Here is an 18,738-nt window from a genome sequence, read left to right as displayed (position 1 = left end):
GGTCAAAACGATTCATGGCTCAACGAGTCGTGCTGAGTTGATAAGATGCTTCGTGCCTCAGCATGACAGACAAATGCAGTTATAAGGATGATTCCACGGCGCTTAGCACGTCAGGCTTTTTAGTTCATGACCACGCAGTCTGTGAGATTTCTGCCCAGAAACGCTCGCGGCTCCCGACCTTTGGCCGCCGGAGCTTCTTCCGCGTTGCGAATGCTATTCAATTCCCTTCATTTTCTGGTGTTTTTTCCGATAGTAGTCGGGCTCTATTACGGCCTGCCGCCGCGGTGGCGCGGGCCGCTGCTATTGCTGGCCAGCTACTATTTCTACATGAGCTGGCGGGCGGCCTACGCCCTGCTGCTTCTGGCCACCACGCTGGTAGACTACTACAGCGGCTACCGCATGAGCCAGCTGCCCACCAAGCAGGAGCGGCGGCCCTACCTCTACCTCAGCTTGGTGAGCAACCTAGGCACACTGTTCGTATTCAAGTACTTCAACTTTTTCCGGGACGCGGCTTTGCAACTGGCCGGCGCGCTGCACTTGCCGCACGCCTCCTGGCCGGCCCTGGGCCTGCTGCTGCCGGTGGGCGTTTCGTTTTACACGTTTCAGTCGGTGGGCTACATCATCGATGTGTACCAGGGGCGGCTGGAAGCGGAGCGGAATTTCGGGCGGTTTGCCTTGTTTGTGGCCTTTTTTCCGCAACTGGTGGCAGGCCCCATCGAGCGGGGCGGCCACATGCTGCCGCAGTACCGGCAAACCCACGCGTTTGATTATCAGCGGGTGGTGAGTGGGCTGCGCCTGATGGCCTGGGGTTTGTTCAAAAAAGTGGTGGTGGCCGACCGGCTGGCCCTGTTCGTTAACCCCATATTCAACAACCCGCAGCAGCACCCGGAAGGGCCGCTGCTGGTGCTGGCCACGCTGGCCTTCGCGTTTCAGATTTACGGCGACTTCTCCGGTTACACCGACATGGCGCGGGGGGCGGCCCGAGTGCTGGGCTTCGATTTTAACCTCAACTTCCGGCAGCCTTATCTGTCGGCTTCGGTGCCCGAATTCTGGCGGCGCTGGCACATTTCGCTCTCCAGTTGGTTCCGCGACTACGTGTACATCCCGCTGGGGGGCAGCCGCGTGGCTCCGGCTCGCGCCTACGGCAACCTGATGGCCGTGTTCCTCATTAGCGGCCTGTGGCATGGCGCCAACTGGACGTTCCTGGTCTGGGGTGGCTTGCACGGGCTGTACTTGGTGCTCAGCACCTGGGCCAAGCCCCTGCGCGAGCGACTGGCTCAACTTACGGGGCTGGCCGCCCATCCGCGGCTGCGGCAGGGGCTGGGCGTGCTGGTAACATTCACCCTGGTAACCTACGCCTGGATTTTCTTTAGAGCCAATAGCTTGGCAGATGCCTTGTACATCAGCCGGCACCTGGGCACCGGGTGGACTGCGCTGAATGGACGCCGGATAGGACCCCTGCTGCTGGACTTCTCCCAGCACTACCGGCCCGAGCTGGCGATGGCCTTGTTTGCCGTTTTTCTGATGATGCTGGTCGAATACCTGGGCCGCAACCGCAGCCTGCAAGGCTGGATGACCGCGCAGCCATTTCGGGTGCGGTGGGTGGGCTATGTGGGACTCACGCTGCTCATCCTGTACCTGGGCATTTTCAACAGCACCTCCTTTATATACTTTCAATTCTGATACGCCCGTTGTCACCCGCTGTTTCCCGACTTCTGATGCGCTTGCTGCTGCTGGCCGCCGCATGCGTGGCGGGGCTGCTGTTGCTGGGCCCGGTGGTGCTGGGTGGCCACGTCGATGCGTTTTATGGCCGCTTCACCAGCCCGCAGGCTGGGTCGCTTATTATAGGTACGTCGCGAGCGGCGCAGGGCCTCCAGCCCGCGGTGCTCACGGCAAGCCTAGGCCCCAGGTTCGAGCCACCGTTGCTCAATTATGCTTTCACGCTCACGCACTCACCATATGGCCCGGCTTATTTGCGCAGCATCCAGCGCAAGCTGCGCCCTGAGGTGAAAAATGGCCTTTTCATCATAGCTGTTGACCCTTGGTCACTCTCCCTAACCGGGCGGGAGGGTACGTATCCGGAAGACAATTCCTTCATTGGCCAGCTCAACCAGGTTAGTCAGAATCCCAACCTGGCCTACCTCACGCGCTACCAAACCAAGCCCCTGTACCGCCTGCTGCTCGACTATGCCACCGCCACCGAGCGCCTGCACCCCGACGGCTGGCTGGAAGTAAACATCGGCACGGACAGCGCCCAGGTGCGGGCCCGCACCGCCCGCAAATTGCAAGACTATCGCCAACTGGCAGCCACTGAGCACCTTTCTGCCGGCCGCTTGCAGGCGTTGCGTCAAACCATTGAGCTACTCAAGCAACATGGCCGTGTGTACTTGGTCCGTTTGCCGGTTGGGCCTTCGCTGTATCAACTTGAGCTAAGCTACCAGCCCAAATTCGACCAGCTCATGCGCGAAATGGCTGATAACCAATCGGTGCCATACCTGGATTATAGCACCCAGCCTTATGCTACCACGGATGGCAACCACTTGCAAAAGGCCGCTAGTAAAACATTCAGCGAGCAGCTGGCCAAGGATTTAAAGCAGATTTAGATTCTGGAGGCCGGCTTGCTGATTGAAGGGGGGACAGGGTAAGTTGTTGCCCCGAGGAACCTCACCCCCGGCCCCTCTCCAAAAGAGAGGGGAGCCACGGCACAAGAACTGCCTCAATTTCCAAGAGTTAGCACAATTTCCAAAAACAGAAAGCACCAGCTCCATTGAGCTGATGCTTTCTGTTTTTGGATTAACGTTCGGCTCCCCTCTCTTTTGGAGAGGGGCCGGGGGTGAGGTTCACCCTCGTTCACTTCACTTCACGCGCACCAGCTCTGCCAGCCGCTTGGTGAGCGATACCCGAGAATACCGCTCGTGGCTGATGGCCGGCAGGTCCAAGTTGGGGTTTTTGCGCCATTGGTCTACCATGCCTTCCAGCGTTTCCAGCATGAGGGCGTAATCCTGGTAGGGCAGGGCGTGGCCCGCGGCGCATTCCTGCAGTAGAATGTCGGCATCGCAGCCGGCGGGGCCCACGCACAGTATGGGCTTATTGGCGGCGAGGTACTCGAACACCTTGCCGGGTAAGATGCCGAAGTTGCGCGGCACATCGGGGATGGCCATGAGGAGCGCCGACGCGCAGAGCAGGTGCTTTACCGATTCGTCGTGTGGCACAAAAGCGAGAAACTCAGTGGTGGGCAGCAGGCCGGCTAGCTCAATCTGGTGGCGGAGCTCCGCCGATACCTGGCCCACGAAGCGCAGCCGCAGGGGCACGTCGGGATTGCGGGTGGCACAGGCGGCCACTGCTTCCAGCAGGCGGTTGATGTGATAGAGCTCCGTGATGGTGCCGGTGTGGGTGATGCGCAGGCAGTCGGTGGGGGGCTGCGAGGGCTGCTGAAAATCCGACTCGTCGTAGCCGTTGGGCAGCACGTGGAATTTGGCCGAAGGCAAGTCCGGGAGCTTGGCCAGAAAGAGGCGCTTGGTTTCGGGCGAAGTCACCAGCACGGCATCGGCTTGGGTGAGCACGCGGCGCTCGTAGCGCGCATCGAGCCAGGCAGCCAGGGGGGTGTGGTGCAGGTCTTTGTAGTAGTAGATGTCCGTCCAGGGGTCGCGCAGGTCGGCCAGCCAGCGCAGGCCGTGGCGCCGTTGCAGTTCCAGCCCAATGAGCTGAGTGGAATGTGGCGGCGAGGACGTGAGTACGGCGTCGAACGTTTCGCCCGCGGCCAGAAGCTGCTCCACGGCGGCCAGGGCGTGGCGGTTCCAGCCCCGGCGCGGGTCCGGGATAAACAGGTTGCCGCGCACAAAGCGCATGGCCTTCTGCATGAGCCCGGGCTTGCCTTCGTTGGCAAAGCCGCCGTATGGCACGGCCCGGCCCGTTAGCTTTTTGTAGCTCTCAAACGGCTCGGAAGTGCCCGTGCGAATGACGCGCACGCCGGCGGGCACCTCGGCCAGCAGGCTTTCGTCGAGCACCGGGTAGGTCGCTTCGGCGGGGTCCACGGTTATCACGGTGGGCTCGATGCCGAAGGAACCCAGGTGCTTCACAAACTTCAGGCAGCGCTGCACGCCGGCCCCGCCCGAGGGCGGCCAATAGTAGGTGATGACGAGCAGGCGCAACGGGCGAGGGGAGGGCACGAAAGGAGGAGACAACTAGCGGGGCGCGAAGGTACGTGGTTTGCCGGTTTTCGGGCATTTATGGTTACTTTTGGGGTTCAGTTCCAGCCTGATTCCCGGTAACTCGTCCGGTACCGAATCAGCCCCCTCCGTAAATTCCGCTCAACTCAGCGACTCATGTTCGATAATCTCTCCACTAAGCTCGACCGGGCCATTAAGACCCTGAAAGGCCAGGGCAGCATCTCGGAAATCAACGTTGCGGCCACCATCAAGGAAATCCGCCGCGCGCTGGTCGATGCCGACGTTAACTACAAGGTTGCCAAAGATGTAACCGACAAGATTAAGGAGGCCGCCATGGGCCGCGACGTGCTCACGGCCGTGTCGCCGGGCCAGCTCATGGTCAAAATCGTGTACGATGAGCTGACCGAGCTCATGGGCGGCGAAAAGAAGGACATCACCATCAAGGGCGACCCGGCCGTTATCCTGCTCTCGGGCCTCCAGGGCTCGGGCAAAACCACGTTTGCCGGCAAACTGGCCAGCTACGTGAAGAAGCAGAACCGCACGGTGCTGCTCGTGGCCTGCGACGTGTACCGCCCCGCGGCCATCGACCAGCTCAAGGTGCTCGGCGAGCAAATCGGCGTGGAAGTGTACTCGGAAGTCGAGAACAAAAACCCGGTCGAAATCTCGCGCAACGCCATTGAGTACGCGAAAAAGAACAACAAAAAGGTAGTCATCATCGACACCGCCGGCCGCTTGGCCGTCGACGAGCAGATGATGCGCGAGATTGAGGCCGTGAAGGCGGCCATCAACCCCAGCGAAACACTGTTTGTGGTGGACTCCATGACTGGCCAGGACGCCGTGAACACGGCCAAAACCTTCAACGACCGGCTCAACTTCGACGGCGTGGTGCTCACCAAGCTCGACGGCGACTCGCGCGGTGGTGCGGCCCTCAGCATCCGGGCCGTGGTGGAGAAGCCCATCAAGTTCATCTCGACGGGCGAGAAGATGGACGCGCTGGACCTATTCTACCCCGACCGCATGGCCCAGCGCATCCTGGGCATGGGCGACGTGATTTCGCTCGTTGAGCGCGCCCAGCAGCAGTTCGACGAGGACGAAGCCAAGCGCATCAACGCCAAAATCCGGAAAAACCAGTTCAACTTCGATGACTTCCTCTCTCAGCTCGAGCAAATCAAGAAGATGGGCAACATCAAGGATTTGATGGGCATGATTCCGGGCATGAGCAAGGCCATGAAAGACGTGGAAATCGACGACGACGCCTTCAAGCCCGTCGAGGCCATCATCAAAAGCATGACCAAGCAGGAGCGGGCCAACCCCGACATCCTCAACGGCTCGCGCAAGCGCCGGTTGGCCAAGGGTTCCGGCACCGATATTCAGCAGGTAAACGCCCTGATGAAGCAGTTTGACGACATGCGCAAAATGATGCGCACCATGAACAAAATGAGCCAGACCAAGGGCGGTATGGCCCAGATGGCCAAGATGATGGGCGGCATGAAAGGCGGGCCCGGCGGCATGATGCGCTAAGCAACGCCACCCCAAACATGGCGTAAGAAGCAGGTGGTGCACCTGTTTCTTACGCCATGGATATTTATACGCCTTCCCAGCCCGCGGTTCCGATGCTGCTCCGGCTGGGCTTGCCGGCGCGCTTCCTGCGGGTGGGGCTGGCCATGCTTATGGCGGGCTTTTGCTACTGGCTGGCGCCGCCCGATTTTGAGCTCGTAACCAGCCTGCTGCTGGGTTGGGATGGTTTCCTGGTGGGCATTTTGCTGCTCACCTGGCTCACCATTTTGCAAGCCAGCACCGCCGATATTCAGCGGGTGGCCCGGGTGCTGCACCCCAACCGCACGTGGGGCCTGCTCTTGCTCGTCTCCTTTGTGGGCATCGCCACCAGCCTGCTGGCGGTTACGCTGCTCTTGCGGGGCCTCTTCACCATGGATTTGGAAGAGCGCCTAGAGCACATCATGGTTTCGATAGTGGCCGTGGTGGGCACCTGGCTCATGCTCCACACCCTGTTTGCCCTGCATTACGCCCACACGTACTTCTGCCCCGAGCGGGGTGTTCAGCCCGAGCGCCAGCAGGGTGGGCTGGGGTTCATTGGCACACCCCCGACCCTGTACTGGGACTTTGTGTATTTCGCCTTTGTAATTGGAATGACGGCCCAAACCGCTGACGTAGCGGTGACCTCATTCCGAATGCGCCAAATGGTGCTGTTTCACAGTATGCTGTCCTTTGGCTTCAACACGGCTATCCTGGCCCTGAGCATAAATATCCTGGCCGGGTTGCTATAAGCAACTCAATATTAGCTAGGTAAGGGAGCTGTATTCAGTGGGTAGCAACCCTTTTTTACGTGGGTTTAGCTCAATTCCAGCCCAATTTCCGGGGCATAAAATTTAGGTATTGGTAACCACTTCCTTATGGGTGCGATGAGCCTAGAAGGCATTGGATTAGCTATGGTACTGCTTAATAATTAGATGTTTAGCAAAACTATTTACAAACTTTTTTCGGCGTGAGCAGGTCGTAGTAAAACAACCAAGAACCCCAGCGCCGCAGGCAACGAACGGGCCCGCCATTTCGAGTTGGAGAGGGCAGGCTCCGTGCCGGTAGCGTCGTTCCGATGTCTCACTTACCTAACCTCCAATGCCATGTTGAAAAGACTACTGCACTCGTTGGTTGCGGCCCTGGTGATGGCTGCACCGTTGGCGGCCTCGGCCGACCATTTGCATGCGCACCTGCTCCTGTCGGCCCGCATGAATGGGGCCCAGGAAACTCCGCCCGTGAGCACTGCGGCCCAGGGCGTGGCCGCCTTTACCCTGAATGAAACCCGCGACACGCTCTTTGTGCAGGCGGCCTTTAGCGGCCTGAGCGGCCCCATCACCGGTGCGCACGTGCACGAAGGGGCCGTGGGCGTGGCGGGGGGAATTATCACCAGCCTGATGCCCATGGTGCGCGGCAACCGCATTTCGGGCTTCCTCACCGGGGCCGATATTTCGAAAGAAAAGCTGGCCAAGTACCTGCTTGGGCAGTACTACATAAACGTGCACACCGCGGCCAACCCCAACGGCGAAATCCGCGGGCAGATACTGGTAGAAACCGACCTGGCACTGGCGGGCACTCTCAACGGCGCCCAGGAAGTGCCCCCCGTGGCCACCTCGGGCACCGGCCTGGGCGTATTTACCCTCAGCCAAAGCCAGGACAAACTAAAATTCCGGGTGGTGGTGTCGGGGTTGAGCAGCCCCATTACGGCGACTCACTTCCACACCGGGGCCGTGGGCGTGAGTGGCCCCGTGGTGGTCGATTTGCTTCCTTTTCTCAGCAATAATGTTATCGAAGGCGAGATTGTGCCCACGCCCGCTTTCCTCACCTCGCTGCTGCAGCGGCAGATATACATCAACGTGCACACCACCACCAACCCCGGCGGCGAAATCCGGGCCCAGGTGATTCCCGAAACCCGCGGCCTCACCTTCGATGCCCGCTTCGATGGCGCCCAGATGGTGCCGGCCGTGAGCACCGCCGCCAAGGCCGTAGCCGTAGCCCGGCTGGGCGCCACCTTGGATACCATTCGGGTGCAAGTGGGCTATACTGGCCTGAGCGGCCCGCCGCTGGCTATCAATTTTTATAACAGTGCGGCCGGCCAGGCCAATGCTACTGCCAACCTGCTGGGCTCGGTGCCCATCGCCGCGGGCGCGGGCGGCAACACGGCGGGCAACGTCACCAGCTTTGAGCTAGTAGCGCCTAGCCTGAACCCCGCCTTTATCAACCTGCTGCTGCGGGGCAACCTAAACGTGGTGCTCACCACCGCCGCCAATCCCAACGGCGAAGTGCGGGGGCAGGTGTACCGCCTGGCGCGCGAAGGCTATACCATCTCGCTCAACGGGGCGCAGGAGCGGCCCACGCCCACCACCAGCCCCGGCTACGGCGTGGGCATCGTGAGCATCGACCGCGACCAGACCAACGCCCACTTCATGAGCGTGTGGGGCGGACTCACGGGCCCAGCCACCATGGGCCACTTCCACACCGGCCTCTCCACCCAGGCGGGCCCAGTGGTATTCAACCTGGCGCCGTACTTCGATAATGCCGCCGCACCGGCCGCCGTGTACGGATACTGGACCAGCGACAACACCGGCCAGCCGTTCACGCTGCGGCGCTCGCTGCAGTTCCGCGCCGACAGCATGTACATGAACCTGCATACTGCGGCGTTTCCGGGCGGCGAAATCCGCGGGCAGGTATACCGCGGCGCCCGCAACCTGCAGCGCGTGCTCGCCACCCGGCCCGCCCTGGTCGTGGCCGGCACCTTTGGCACGGCGCCCAACCCATTCAGCACAGGGCTGATGCTTTCGTTTGAATCCCGCGCCGCCGGGGCTGGCCAGCTCTGCCTTACCGATGTGCTGGGCCGTCCGGTAGCCAGCCGGGCCGTTCCCCTGCGGCCGGGACTCAATTCCATGCCGTTGGCGCTGCCCAGCATCGCGCCGGGGCTGTACTTGCTTACCCTGCAAGTGGGCGATTCCCGCCTGGTTACGCGCGTGGCGAAAGAATAAAGCCGGCCCAGGCTCGTCAGTCCGTGGGGCGCTGTCGGCCGGCTCTGGTTCTGTTGATAGATTCAGCAACTTTTTTTGAAACTCGCGGAATCTTTTGGTGCAATTCTTGTTAGCTATCTCGTGAAAGAATAGTTTTTTAAGGTGTTTTGGTATGGAAAGGCAGAAGGGTTTCCCTTCTGCCTTTTTTTGCGGTTTGCCCAAAAGAAATTAGCTCAATTTCATGGAAATACTCGGCAAGGCTTCCCATTTAAGAAGACCTATTTCGTGTTGAAGATGTGCTCGTGCTAGAGGCCCGCAGGGCGGGTTCCCCACCGGTGCCCGGCTTCGGATTTTGGACATCTGCTGCCATTTGAGCCAGGCGAGTTGAAAAAAGGCGCGTTGCAATGAATACAGGTGAGCCTGGCCTCTTCGTTTTCCTTCGCATCGCCCCACGAATGCCCCGCTGTGGAAGTGCCGGCATTCCGGGGGCACATTTCCCTGTTAGGGAAGGAGTTGGCTTCCGCCAGCTTACCACAACCAGTGCACCGGTACCGCTGCCTGACGAGTTGCTCGGAGACGCTTTGGGTTAGGCCGATTCTGGGTTGCCTGACGACGCCAAATGCCGGAACGGTAGTCATGCAAGATTGCACGCCGCTACTGGCCAAGAGGAGCAGCAGGAGGCTGCAGTTGTTCCACATTTGGTTCTGCTATAAGAAATTAGCCAATGAGCCCCGCTACAAGGACAGCGGAGAAATGTGGGGCGCCCGGTTGGCGCTCGTGCTCATGCACGATTTTCGTAAAGTGGTACTGAGAGTCGTTAAATCTTAATCGTTTAAACTCATAAGCACAACCTGTGATAGCAAATATATATAAAATAATATTAGAAAGTTATTAATAATGAAGGGGCTCGCATTTTTCAGGATATATCATCAGATGACATTCCTTAAGTAGCCGTTTACCATTGGATGGCAGAAACTCGAAGCGCCTGTAACTGCGTTTGGCCAAGTCAAGGATGGAATACCCAGACGCGCAGCGGCTACAATTTATTGGCCCGAAATACTCGACTTTGGTGTAAGGCTGGACCGCCCTGGGCGTCAAGCAAGGGGAGGGCCAAGCCGGGCGCCCGGCGTACCTTCCGCCCGTTAACTGGTCACCCCGCAGTGTATGAAGCAACTTGTTGAAAAGCACCCGCTGGCCATTCGCTGGTTTCACTGGGTCAATTTTCCAGTCCTCAGCCTCATGATTTGGAGCGGCTTGTGGATTTATTGGGCCAACGACGTGTACCGCTTGGGCTGGGGCAATACCACCTTGTTCAAGTTCTTCCCGCAGTCGTTTTACCAGGCCTTTCACATGGACCACAAGCTGGCCCAGGGCATGGCTTGGCACTTCGTGCTGATGTGGGTTTTCTTCCTGAATGGCTTGCTGTACGTGCTCTACACCCTGGTTTCGGGCGAGTGGCGCTACCTGTTGCCCACCCGCCACTCGTTTAAGGAAGCCATCCAGGTCACGCTCTATGACCTGGGCTTGCGCAAGGAGCACCCGCCGGTGCGCAAGTTCAACGGCGCCCAGCAGATAGCCTACACCTCGGTGATTCTCATGGGCCTGGGGTCTTTGCTCACGGGGCTGGCCATCTACAAGCCCACGCAGTTTGGCTGGCTTACGCAGCTGCTCGGCGGCTACGAGTTTGCCCGCATCCTGCACTTTGCCCTCACTATTGGCTACGTGCTGTTCTTTATCGTGCACATTACCCAGGTGGTGCGGGCGGGCTGGAATAATTTCCGGGCCATGGTGGCCGGGTTCGAAATTGTGGAAGTGGACCCCACCACCCACGAGCTGAAGGCCGGCCCCACGGCGCTGCCGCCCGCCGATTCGTCCCTTTTGCCCAACTAACTTTTCCTTCGGTATGACTGACGAAACATCTGCGCCCACTCCGGCCGCGGGCCCGCGCGAGCCGCTCCCCACCGAAGCGGAGGTGCTGGCCGAAGCGCGTCGTCGTTCGCGGCGCGCGTTTATTGGGCTGGGCCTCGCTGGGTTGGCTGGCCTTGGCGGGTGGAACTGGCTGATTTCCCAGCCCAACGACGCCGGCATTCCGCGCCCCCTGCGCAAGGTGCTCGACGCCAACAGCCGCCTGAGCAGCGCCTATTTCAAAGAAACGCGGCTGGCCCCCGAGTTTGCCCGTAGCCGGGCCCGCACGCCCCGGGTAAACGGCAAAGTGGGCCTCGACCAGCCCCTAGTCCCCGCCGCGTGGCGCCTGCAGGTGAAAGGTTATGGCTCCGGTAAAGTCCAGGAATTCACCCTGGCTGATATCCAGGCCCTGCCCAAAATTCAGATGACCACCGAGCTCAAGTGCATTGAGGGCTGGAGCGTGGTGGTGCACTGGGCCGGCGCACGCCTCTCCGATTTCCTGGCCCGCTACCCGCTGGCCACCCGCAGCGGCCAGCCCGCCGACCCGCTCAACCCACCCGCCGACCTGGCTCCCTACGTGGGCATGCGCACACCCGACGGCGCCTACTACGTGGGCCTCGATATGCACAGCGCCCTGCACCCCCAAACGCTGCTGTGCTACGAGATGAACGGCCAGCCGCTCACTCCAGCGCACGGCGCACCTCTCCGCCTCGTCACCCCGCTCAAATACGGCATCAAACACCTCAAGCGCATCGGCACCATCGCCTTCGCCGACACGCGCCCCAAGGATTATTGGGCTGAGCTCGGCTACGATTGGGATGCCGGACACTAGGCGGCAACTAAGCTGCTGAGTGACTGGCAGAGCCCTTTCCCGACCGATTTTACCAGCATTCCAGTAAATACAAAAAGCCCCGGCTCTATGATAAGTCGGGGCTTTTTGCTGCCTAAGAAGTAAGCGCTATTAGCAGTAACTTAAGTGTTCAGCCGTTGTGCTGAAAAACTCGCATTAGTGCACAATGCGCAGCTCATACCGTTCCGGTTTGCCGCCGAGGGCGGGCACATGCCAGGCACCTACGCGGCTGGGGCCGTAGCCCAGGTTCACTTTTACCCATTCGTCACGGGTAGGAATCAGGGCGATGATTTCCCGCTCCAGCAGGGCCAGGTCGGTGCGCAGGTTTTCGATCTTCTGGTTGCGCTCGTCGGCTTCCTGGTTGAAGCTGCCGGTGGGAGGGCGCTGCTCAAATTGGGCAGCTGCGGCGGCTACTTCCTTGTCGTGCAGGGGCTCGCTTTTAAGAGCGGCGGTGGCTCGTTGCAGCGCCTTTTCTGCCTCCAGGTAAGCATTCACTTTCTCTTCCAGCGGAATCAAAGCGGGGTCAAGGTAATCGAGGTTGGAAGCCATGGTGAAAAGGGAAGTGCTAAGGGATAAAGGGGGCGAAGAAACTAGTAACCTCCGCTGAAAACGGCAGCAGGCGCGAAAAGATACAGCTATCCGCTTGCTGCCCTCAGGCGGTGGGAGAGGGGCTGGCCGTTGCGGGTCGGTTGCGCTGGCATTTCTCTCCGCAATATTTAACGTCGGCCCAATTGGCGCGCCACTTTTTGCGGTACTCGAAGGGGCGGCCGCAGGTAGCGCAGAGTTTGGTAGGCAGCTGGCCTTTACGGAGTTTAGCGGGAAGCATGGGGCGTTCATTGGGGGCACTGCTATCCCAAACGCCAAGCTCCACCGCGAAGTTTTGGGTACTTTTCGGGCCCGAAGCGGTTAGTGGCCAGAATACCATTGTCCAGCTTACTCACTGCCCGGGCTTTTTGACCTCTTTACTCATGACGACGACCACCGCCCCCGATATCTTGGGCAAGGCCCTGCTGGCCTACCATCACGGCGATGCCGATGCCGCGCTCACTGTGCATTGCAACGTGGCCGATGACGAGCCGCTGCCGGCCGCGTATTTCTTCCGCACCCTATTGCAAATGCCCGAGCTGGAACGCCTGGCCCTCGACGAAAGCCGGGGCCGCGTGCTCGACCTGGGCGCCGGCGCCGGCTGCCACACCCTGGAGCTGCAAAGCCGCGGCTTCGACGTGAAGGCCGTGGACGTATCGGCGGGCGCCGTGCAGGTGATGGCCGAACGCGGCGTGCAAACCGTGGCCCGCCACGATTTATTTGCCCCGCTGCCTACCAACGAGCTGCCCTTCGACACCATCCTGCTCTTAATGAACGGCTTGGGCCTGACGGGTACACTGGCTGGCCTCGACAAATTTCTGGCGCATGCCCGCACGCTGCTGGCGCCCAACGGCCAGATTCTGGCCACGTCGTCGGACGTGCGCTACCTCTACGAAGACGAGGACGGCTCGCTGCTGCTCAACCTCAACGGCCCGTACTACGGCGAGGTAGAATATTCCCTGAGCTATAAAGGCGAAACCGGGGTTTCGTTCCCCTGGCTGTTCGTCGACCCGGCGCTGCTCAACGATGCGGCCGAAACCGCGGGCTACTCCGCCGAATTCCTGGGCGAGGACGACGATGAACAGTACCTCGTCCGGCTCACCCCGTTAAATTAATTAAGAATGATGAATTGAGCCACTGGTCTCGTCTTCACTTCTGATTTTGAATTCCTGCTGCTAAAAACCAATGACTGATACCATCACCTACCGGACCCGCTGGGCCGACATGGACCCCAACGGCCACATGCGCCACTCCGCCTACGCCGACTACGCCGCCGACCAGCGCGTGGTGCTGCTGGCCAACTGGGGCTACGGAGTGGCCGAATTCGCGCGCCTGCGCCTGGGCCCCATTCTCTTTCGGGAAGAAACCAGGTTTTTAAAAGAAGTAAGCATCGGCGAAGAAATCCGCGTTGACGGCCAGCTGGCCTCGGCAGCGCCCGACGGCTCGCGCTGGACCATCGTGCACACCATCTACAAGGCCGACGGCCGGGTGGCCGCCACCGTAACCGTGGACGGCGCCTGGCTCGACCTCGACCGCCGCAAGCTGACCGTACCGCCCGCCGAGCTGGCCGCCGCATTCGGTACCATGCCGCTCTACGAAGCCCAACCCCGCTGATTTAGCTTTTCACCAGCGTAGAAGGCCCCGCCTTCAGCGCCTTGGTAATGCGGTCGAGCTGCTGCTGGTGATGCAGCAGGTGGTCGAGCAGGAACTCCATGACCTGGCCGATGGTGATGCGGCCGGAGCGCGGGTGCGGGAAAATGGCGCGGTTGTGCAGCCGGCTCGGGAACTCGTTAAGCAGGCGCTCGAGCTGCCGCCGCAGGGCTTCCCAGCTGTGGCGCAGCTCGGGCAACGAGGGCACCTCGCCACTATCGGTGAGGGTGGCTACCCCGCGCGGGGCCTTGAATTTGACGCCGGGCAAGCGCAACATCAAGCGCACCAGCTGCGCCCGCAGCCGCGTAAACAGCCCAACTTTGGGCAGCTGCTCGGCGGCGTGCACTTTCTTCTCGACGTATTTGACGATGTTGCTTTCGATGAACAGCAGGTGGTGCACCACTTGCGTGGCCGACCATTTGCCGGGAGCGGGGGCTTTGGCAGCGTCCGGCCCAAGCGCTTCGGCCGTGGCCAGCAGGTGTTCGGTGGCCCGTTCCAGTTGTTCAAACTTGAGGTGGAAGCGGTGGTTCATAGGGGTGGGATTTTTGGAGGAGCGGGCGGGGAGGCGTAAGGGCCAAAAGGTACGGCGACCGGTTGAATTAGCACGAAGCTCAACTACTGCGCCTTGATTCTCTGCATTATGCACCTTATACGGTTTGCTTTCCGCCCGCGGACCTAGTTTTGCTCTGCATGGGCCAAATCTTTTCTTCTCTGCGTGCTGCTTGGGCTTCCCTGTGGCGGCCGTTGGTGGTGTTGCTGTTGTACGCGGTCTACCTGCCCTTTAGTGGCTACACACCCGGGCAGTTCAGGTTCGACGCCGCCGAGTACTGGGAGCTCTCGCTCAAGTTTACCCAGCAAGGCCACTTTTCGCTTCTGGCATTCGATGAGCCGTTGCGGGGCTACCTGGGGCCGCTGCTCATTCTGCCGGCGCGGGTGCTGTGCCACGTCACGGGCTGGCCCATGCTCACGGGGGCGCGGGTGCTGGGAGCTGGCTGGGCCGCTTTGCTTTTTGGGCTGGCCATTCCGCAGCTGTGGGCCCAGGTGGCGCGCCGGCCGCTTGGCGCTGGGCGCTGGCTCGGGCTGGTGGCGCTGGCCTTCATCTTCTGGCGCGACTATTTCAACTTTACCCTCAGCGACATGCCTGCCCTGACGCTGCTACTGCTAGGGCTGGCCGCATTGGGCCGGCGCGGTTGGGCATGGGCTGGCGTGGCCGGGCTGCTGCTGGCGGCGGCCATCAACATCCGCCCCATATACGTGGCCAGCGTGCCCGGCTGCTTGTGGCTATTGTATGCAATACCGCGGCCCTCGCAGCAGCTGTGGCGGCGTACCGCCAGCCTGGCAGCCGGGGCGGCCCTCGTGCTCTTGCCCCAGTGGCTTATCAACCAGCGCCACTTTCAGCAGCCCACGCCTCTGGTGCTGGCTGGCCTGCCCGGCAGCCGACCCCTTTACCTCAAGCAGCTCGGCTGGGGCACCAGTTTCCAGCGCTACGAGTCCAGCCTGATTTCAGAGATTCCTCGCTCGCTGGTCTTTGCCGACCCCGCCGGGCAGCGAGCAATGGCGAACGTGCCCGGCCGCAGCTTCACGAGCTATGGGCAGTACCTCAAGTTTGTTGTTCGTCAACCACTGGCGGTGGTTTGGCGCTACCTGCGGCACCTGTTCAATGGCCTGGATATTCGATACCCCACGCCTTACCCCACACAGCTGCACCCACTGGGGCAAACAGCGTTGCGTCTGCTCAACTATGTGCTGCTGGGGCTAGGCGCCTGTCTGGCAGTGGTTGGCTTGCGTCGTTCTGGCCGGCAGCAGTTTGATGCCGATTCTGTGCCTGCCGCCGTGCTGGTCGCGCTGTTGCTGCCGTGTTTGTTGGTGCTGCCTACGCTTATGGAGTGCCGCTTTCTGCTGCCACTGCACCTGCTGGCGCTCACTGGCGTTGTGGCCAGTTGGCAGCCGGTGAGGTGGTGGCGGGCGTTGGGCTCGACGCTGCGGCGGGTGGCGGTGCTGGGGCTGGCGTTGGGCTGGCTGTGGGGCTGTTGGCAGCTTTCCGAAGCTACGGCTCATCAGCTACGGCCGCCCAGTGAGGCGCCGCAAGAATAATTCACAATATAGAAGCGCACAAAAAAGCCCCGACGGTTAATACCATCGGGGCTTTTTTGATACTGAAATCTTCCTTAAGCCTTAGCGTAGGTTACTTCCTTCACCGCTTTCACCACGCGGGCCACGTTGGGCAGCGAGGCTTCGATGAGGGTAGGCGCGTAGGGCAGGGGCACGTCGGCGCAAGTAATGCGGATGACGGGGGCATCGAGGTAATCGAAGGCGCGGCGCTGCACGATGTAGGCCAGCTCGCCCGAAAGGCTGGCCAGGGGCCAGGCTTCCTCAACAACCACCATGCGATTGGTTTTTTTCACCGACTCCACCAGGGTGTCGTAGTCAATCGGCCGCACCGAGCGCAGATCAATTACTTCGGCTTCGATGCCTTCCTTGGCCAGCTCATCGGCGGCGGCGTAGGCAATTTTCATCATTTTGCCGAAGCTCACCAGGGTCACGTGCTTGCCTTGGCGCACTACGTTGGCTTTGCCAATTTCGAGGATGTATTCTTCCTCAGGCACGTCGCCCTTGTCGCCGTACATCAACTCCGACTCCATGAAAATTACGGGGTCGGGGTCACGGATGGCAGCTTTCAGCAGGCCTTTGGCATCGTATGGGTTGCTGGGCACTACTACTTTGAGACCGGGGCAGTTGGCGTACCAGTTCTCGAAGTTCTGCGAGTGCTGGCTCGAGAGCATGCCGGCGTTGCCGGTAGGGCCGCGGAACACGATGGGGCAGGAATACTGACCGCCCGACATCGAATACAGCTTCGCGGCCGAGTTTATCACCTGGTCGATGGCAACCAGCGAGAAGTTGAAGGTCATGAATTCGATGACCGGCACCAGCCCGTTGGCGGCGGCACCCACGCCGATGCCGGCAAAGCCGAGCTCAGCAATCGGGGTGTCAATTACTCGCTCCGGCCCGAATTCGTCGAGCATGCCTTGGCTCACTTTGTAGGCGCCGTTGTACTCGGCCACCTCTTCGCCCATGAGGAACACGCGCGGGTCGCGGCGCATTTCCTCGGACAGGGCCTCGCGCAAGGCCTCACGAAATTGAATTTGACGCATGATATTCTTTAGGTAAACAGCGGTTTTGAGCCGTTGGGCAAAGCTACGATGAGCCGGGCGCATGGGCAACGATTAGCGCAGCGCCTCCCGAAATACCTTGCCCTGGGCATAGTCCTGAAATTCGAGGTCCTCGACGGCGCGCTGGGCGTAGCTGCGGTCGAGCGCCACGGCCTGCTTGAGCAGCTGGCCCATGGTGACTTCATCCTTTTGGCGGGCCGCTACCACGGCCATGCCGTACACCGGCGCGGCGGCCGTAGGGCGCAGGGATTGGGCTAGTTTGTACTGCTCCAGGGCCGATTCGTAGCCTTCGCGACCCACTAGAATCAGGCCACGGTTGAGGGCGTTTTGGTAGGAGGGGCCGGCGTATTGCAGGCTGCGCAGGGCTTCGTCGGGTTGGCCTACTTCGATTTCGAGGGCCGCGCGGTCCGAGAAAATCTTGCGCAGCAGGGGCCTGTCGCCGCCCAGCTTGATGGCATAGTCGTAGTTCTGCAGGGCTTCGAGGCGGTCGCCGGCGCGGTGGTAGGCCGTGGCGGCGTGGTAGAAGAACTCCGCGGTGGGGTTGCGGTGGGCGGCCAGGGTAAAGTTGACGGCAGCGCGGCGGTAGTAGGCCTTGCGAATTTTCTCGGTGGGCTCCTTCTCGGCGCGCTGCAGCAGCACCACGCCTAGGTTGTGGAAGGCTTCCCAACTGTTGGTATTGGCTGCCGCGGTCTCGTAGATGCGCTGCTTTTCAGCCAGCAGCGGCGTGAGTGTGGCCGAGTAGCGAAGCTCTTCGGGCGTGAGGGCATCGGCCTCTACTTGCTTTTCCACAATCTTTTTCGAGAGCAGGTACACCTCCGAATCATAGCGCTTGGGCGCGGTGTACGTCACGGCCACGGTGCCGAAACGCAGCACGGGGTAGATGTACTGCTCAATGTAGTCGAAGTACGTGAGCCGGTGCAGAGCCTTCTCTTTTTCCTCAAACGTGCCCTTGGTGTCGTTGATAATGCTGACCACCGAATCCATTTGCTCGGGCTTGAGGGCCGAGGTGGTGACCTTGCTCAGGAAGGTGTCCCAGCGCCGGGTGTAGGCCAGGGTGTCGAAGCGAATGTCTTCGACCTTATTCAGGTACGAGAATTTCTTCACGCGCTGCTTGTAGTAGTAGAGCAGCATGCGCACGCGCTTGCTGGCCAGCAGGCGGTTGTGGGCATCGAGCGAATCGGGCGAGTGGCCCGCAATGATGAGCACCTGCTTGGTTTGCTGGTTGGCGTCAATCAGGTCTTCCAGGGCCTGCACGTTGGTGCCGAGGTAGCCCCGGATAAACCATTGCCCTTCATCGAAATAAAACGGCAGCACGCGGGTGCCGCTCATGTTGTTGCTGGCGCGCTCGGGCAGGAAAGTCAGCACGGTGTCTTCGCGGGTGACCTGCCGGGCCGGGTCGGCGATGCCGCGGGCCACGCGCACGTCATCGGCGGCGCGCAGCACGCGGCCGTTCTTTTTCAGCTCACGCACCTGGGCGTGGGCCAGCAGCTCGCCGGGGTTGCGGCCGGGTGTGTTGGGCAAGCTGAACTTTTGGGTGGCCACGAGAAAGCCTTTGTTCTCGTCGTCGTACACGTAGTTGCCGGACGTAAAGGCGATGCGGCCGAGAGTGTCTTCGCGCAGGCCGTGCTCGTAGCGGTAGCGCACTAGCAACTCGTAGGCTACGCCCTTGTGCAGGTGCTTGGCCGGCGCGCGCGCTATCACCTCAAACGGTACCGACTCGCCCGAGGCCGTGAGTGGCGTGGGGCGGGCCACCACGGTGCGTCCGGTTTCGGCTTGCTTCAGCACCCGCGGCAGGGTGCAAGCCGATAATAAAAGAGTGGCTGCCAGGAGCCCGTGGGCCAGTGGCCGCGAATTATTTATCATTAAAAAGCGCAACGCAGGAAAACGAAAACCTACCC

16 protein-coding genes are annotated in these 18,738 nt (G+C 60.9%); 10 read left to right on the top strand and 6 right to left on the bottom strand.

From position 1 onward, the window contains the following. Nucleotides 1-210: 210 nt before the first annotated feature. Together LJ738_RS03775 and LJ738_RS03770 are read left to right on the top strand one after the other, a co-directional pair. Nucleotides 211-1,683, top strand: coding sequence for an MBOAT family O-acyltransferase (locus LJ738_RS03775; protein WP_227784980.1), 1,473 nt, complete (start codon nucleotides 211-213; stop codon nucleotides 1,681-1,683). A 35-nt stretch (nucleotides 1,684-1,718) separates the two neighbouring features. Continuing rightward, nucleotides 1,719-2,603: an SGNH/GDSL hydrolase family protein gene (locus tag LJ738_RS03770; RefSeq protein ID WP_227784979.1), complete on the top strand. Its 885-nt coding sequence runs from the start codon at nucleotides 1,719-1,721 to the stop codon at nucleotides 2,601-2,603. A gap of 252 nt (nucleotides 2,604-2,855) precedes the next feature. Here the strand turns inward: LJ738_RS03770 and LJ738_RS03765 are convergent, their stop codons facing one another. Continuing rightward, nucleotides 2,856-4,169 (bottom strand): glycosyltransferase family 4 protein, encoded by a 1,314-nt coding sequence (locus tag LJ738_RS03765; RefSeq protein ID WP_227784978.1) that lies wholly within the window; start codon nucleotides 4,167-4,169, stop codon nucleotides 2,856-2,858. Nucleotides 4,170-4,325: 156 nt separating this feature from the next. Here LJ738_RS03765 and ffh point away from each other — a divergent pair, with 156 nt between their 5' ends. From ffh to LJ738_RS03740, 5 genes are all read left to right on the top strand, one after another. Continuing rightward, nucleotides 4,326-5,690, top strand: a complete 1,365-nt coding sequence (ffh, locus tag LJ738_RS03760; protein WP_227784977.1) for a signal recognition particle protein — start codon at nucleotides 4,326-4,328, stop codon at nucleotides 5,688-5,690. A gap of 56 nt (nucleotides 5,691-5,746) precedes the next feature. Then, complete coding sequence (locus LJ738_RS03755; RefSeq protein ID WP_227784976.1) at nucleotides 5,747-6,454, top strand: DUF1345 domain-containing protein; 708 nt, start codon at nucleotides 5,747-5,749, stop codon at nucleotides 6,452-6,454. Nucleotides 6,455-6,808: 354 nt separating this feature from the next. Then, nucleotides 6,809-8,701, top strand: coding sequence for a CHRD domain-containing protein (locus LJ738_RS03750; RefSeq protein ID WP_227784975.1), 1,893 nt, complete (start codon nucleotides 6,809-6,811; stop codon nucleotides 8,699-8,701). A gap of 1,143 nt (nucleotides 8,702-9,844) precedes the next feature. After that, a complete protein-coding gene (locus LJ738_RS03745) occupies nucleotides 9,845-10,570 on the top strand; it encodes a cytochrome b/b6 domain-containing protein (protein ID WP_227784974.1) in 726 nt (241 codons plus the stop codon). 13 nt (nucleotides 10,571-10,583) lie between these two features. Continuing rightward, nucleotides 10,584-11,417 (top strand): molybdopterin-dependent oxidoreductase, encoded by an 834-nt coding sequence (locus LJ738_RS03740; RefSeq protein WP_227784973.1) that lies wholly within the window; start codon nucleotides 10,584-10,586, stop codon nucleotides 11,415-11,417. 174 nt (nucleotides 11,418-11,591) lie between these two features. On the opposite strand, the gene LJ738_RS03735 is transcribed toward LJ738_RS03740, so the two are convergent. Both LJ738_RS03735 and LJ738_RS03730 read right to left on the bottom strand, forming a co-directional pair. Next, entirely contained in the window at nucleotides 11,592-11,984 is a 393-nt protein-coding gene (locus tag LJ738_RS03735) for a hypothetical protein (protein ID WP_227784972.1), read from the bottom strand. A 103-nt stretch (nucleotides 11,985-12,087) separates the two neighbouring features. Next, complete coding sequence (locus LJ738_RS03730; protein WP_227784971.1) at nucleotides 12,088-12,261, bottom strand: DUF2256 domain-containing protein; 174 nt, start codon at nucleotides 12,259-12,261, stop codon at nucleotides 12,088-12,090. Between the two features lie 142 nt (nucleotides 12,262-12,403). On the opposite strand from LJ738_RS03730, the gene LJ738_RS03725 reads away from it, so the two are divergent. Continuing rightward, nucleotides 12,404-13,135, top strand: coding sequence for a class I SAM-dependent methyltransferase (locus tag LJ738_RS03725; RefSeq protein WP_227784970.1), 732 nt, complete (start codon nucleotides 12,404-12,406; stop codon nucleotides 13,133-13,135). Nucleotides 13,136-13,205: 70 nt separating this feature from the next. Continuing rightward, on the top strand, nucleotides 13,206-13,634 hold the full coding sequence (locus LJ738_RS03720) for a thioesterase family protein (RefSeq protein WP_227784969.1): 429 nt from the start codon (nucleotides 13,206-13,208) through the stop codon (nucleotides 13,632-13,634). Between the two features lies 1 nt (nucleotide 13,635). Here the strand turns inward: LJ738_RS03720 and LJ738_RS03715 are convergent, their stop codons facing one another. Further along, nucleotides 13,636-14,202, bottom strand: coding sequence for a DinB family protein (locus tag LJ738_RS03715; RefSeq protein WP_227784968.1), 567 nt, complete (start codon nucleotides 14,200-14,202; stop codon nucleotides 13,636-13,638). Nucleotides 14,203-14,360: 158 nt separating this feature from the next. Here LJ738_RS03715 and LJ738_RS03710 point away from each other — a divergent pair, with 158 nt between their 5' ends. Next, nucleotides 14,361-15,764, top strand: coding sequence for a hypothetical protein (locus LJ738_RS03710; protein WP_227784967.1), 1,404 nt, complete (start codon nucleotides 14,361-14,363; stop codon nucleotides 15,762-15,764). 74 nt (nucleotides 15,765-15,838) lie between these two features. On the opposite strand, the gene LJ738_RS03705 is transcribed toward LJ738_RS03710, so the two are convergent. Continuing rightward, complete coding sequence (locus LJ738_RS03705) at nucleotides 15,839-16,822, bottom strand: pyruvate dehydrogenase complex E1 component subunit beta (RefSeq protein WP_227784966.1); 984 nt, start codon at nucleotides 16,820-16,822, stop codon at nucleotides 15,839-15,841. A 72-nt stretch (nucleotides 16,823-16,894) separates the two neighbouring features. Beyond that, nucleotides 16,895-18,703 (bottom strand): tetratricopeptide repeat protein, encoded by a 1,809-nt coding sequence (locus tag LJ738_RS03700; RefSeq protein ID WP_227784965.1) that lies wholly within the window; start codon nucleotides 18,701-18,703, stop codon nucleotides 16,895-16,897. Nucleotides 18,704-18,738: the final 35 nt, after the last annotated feature.

It is taken from the genome of Hymenobacter plasmatis, from assembly GCF_020711255.1.
Classification (GTDB): Bacteria; Bacteroidota; Bacteroidia; order Cytophagales; family Hymenobacteraceae; genus Hymenobacter.
This window is presented reverse-complemented; position numbering and strand designations above follow the sequence as displayed.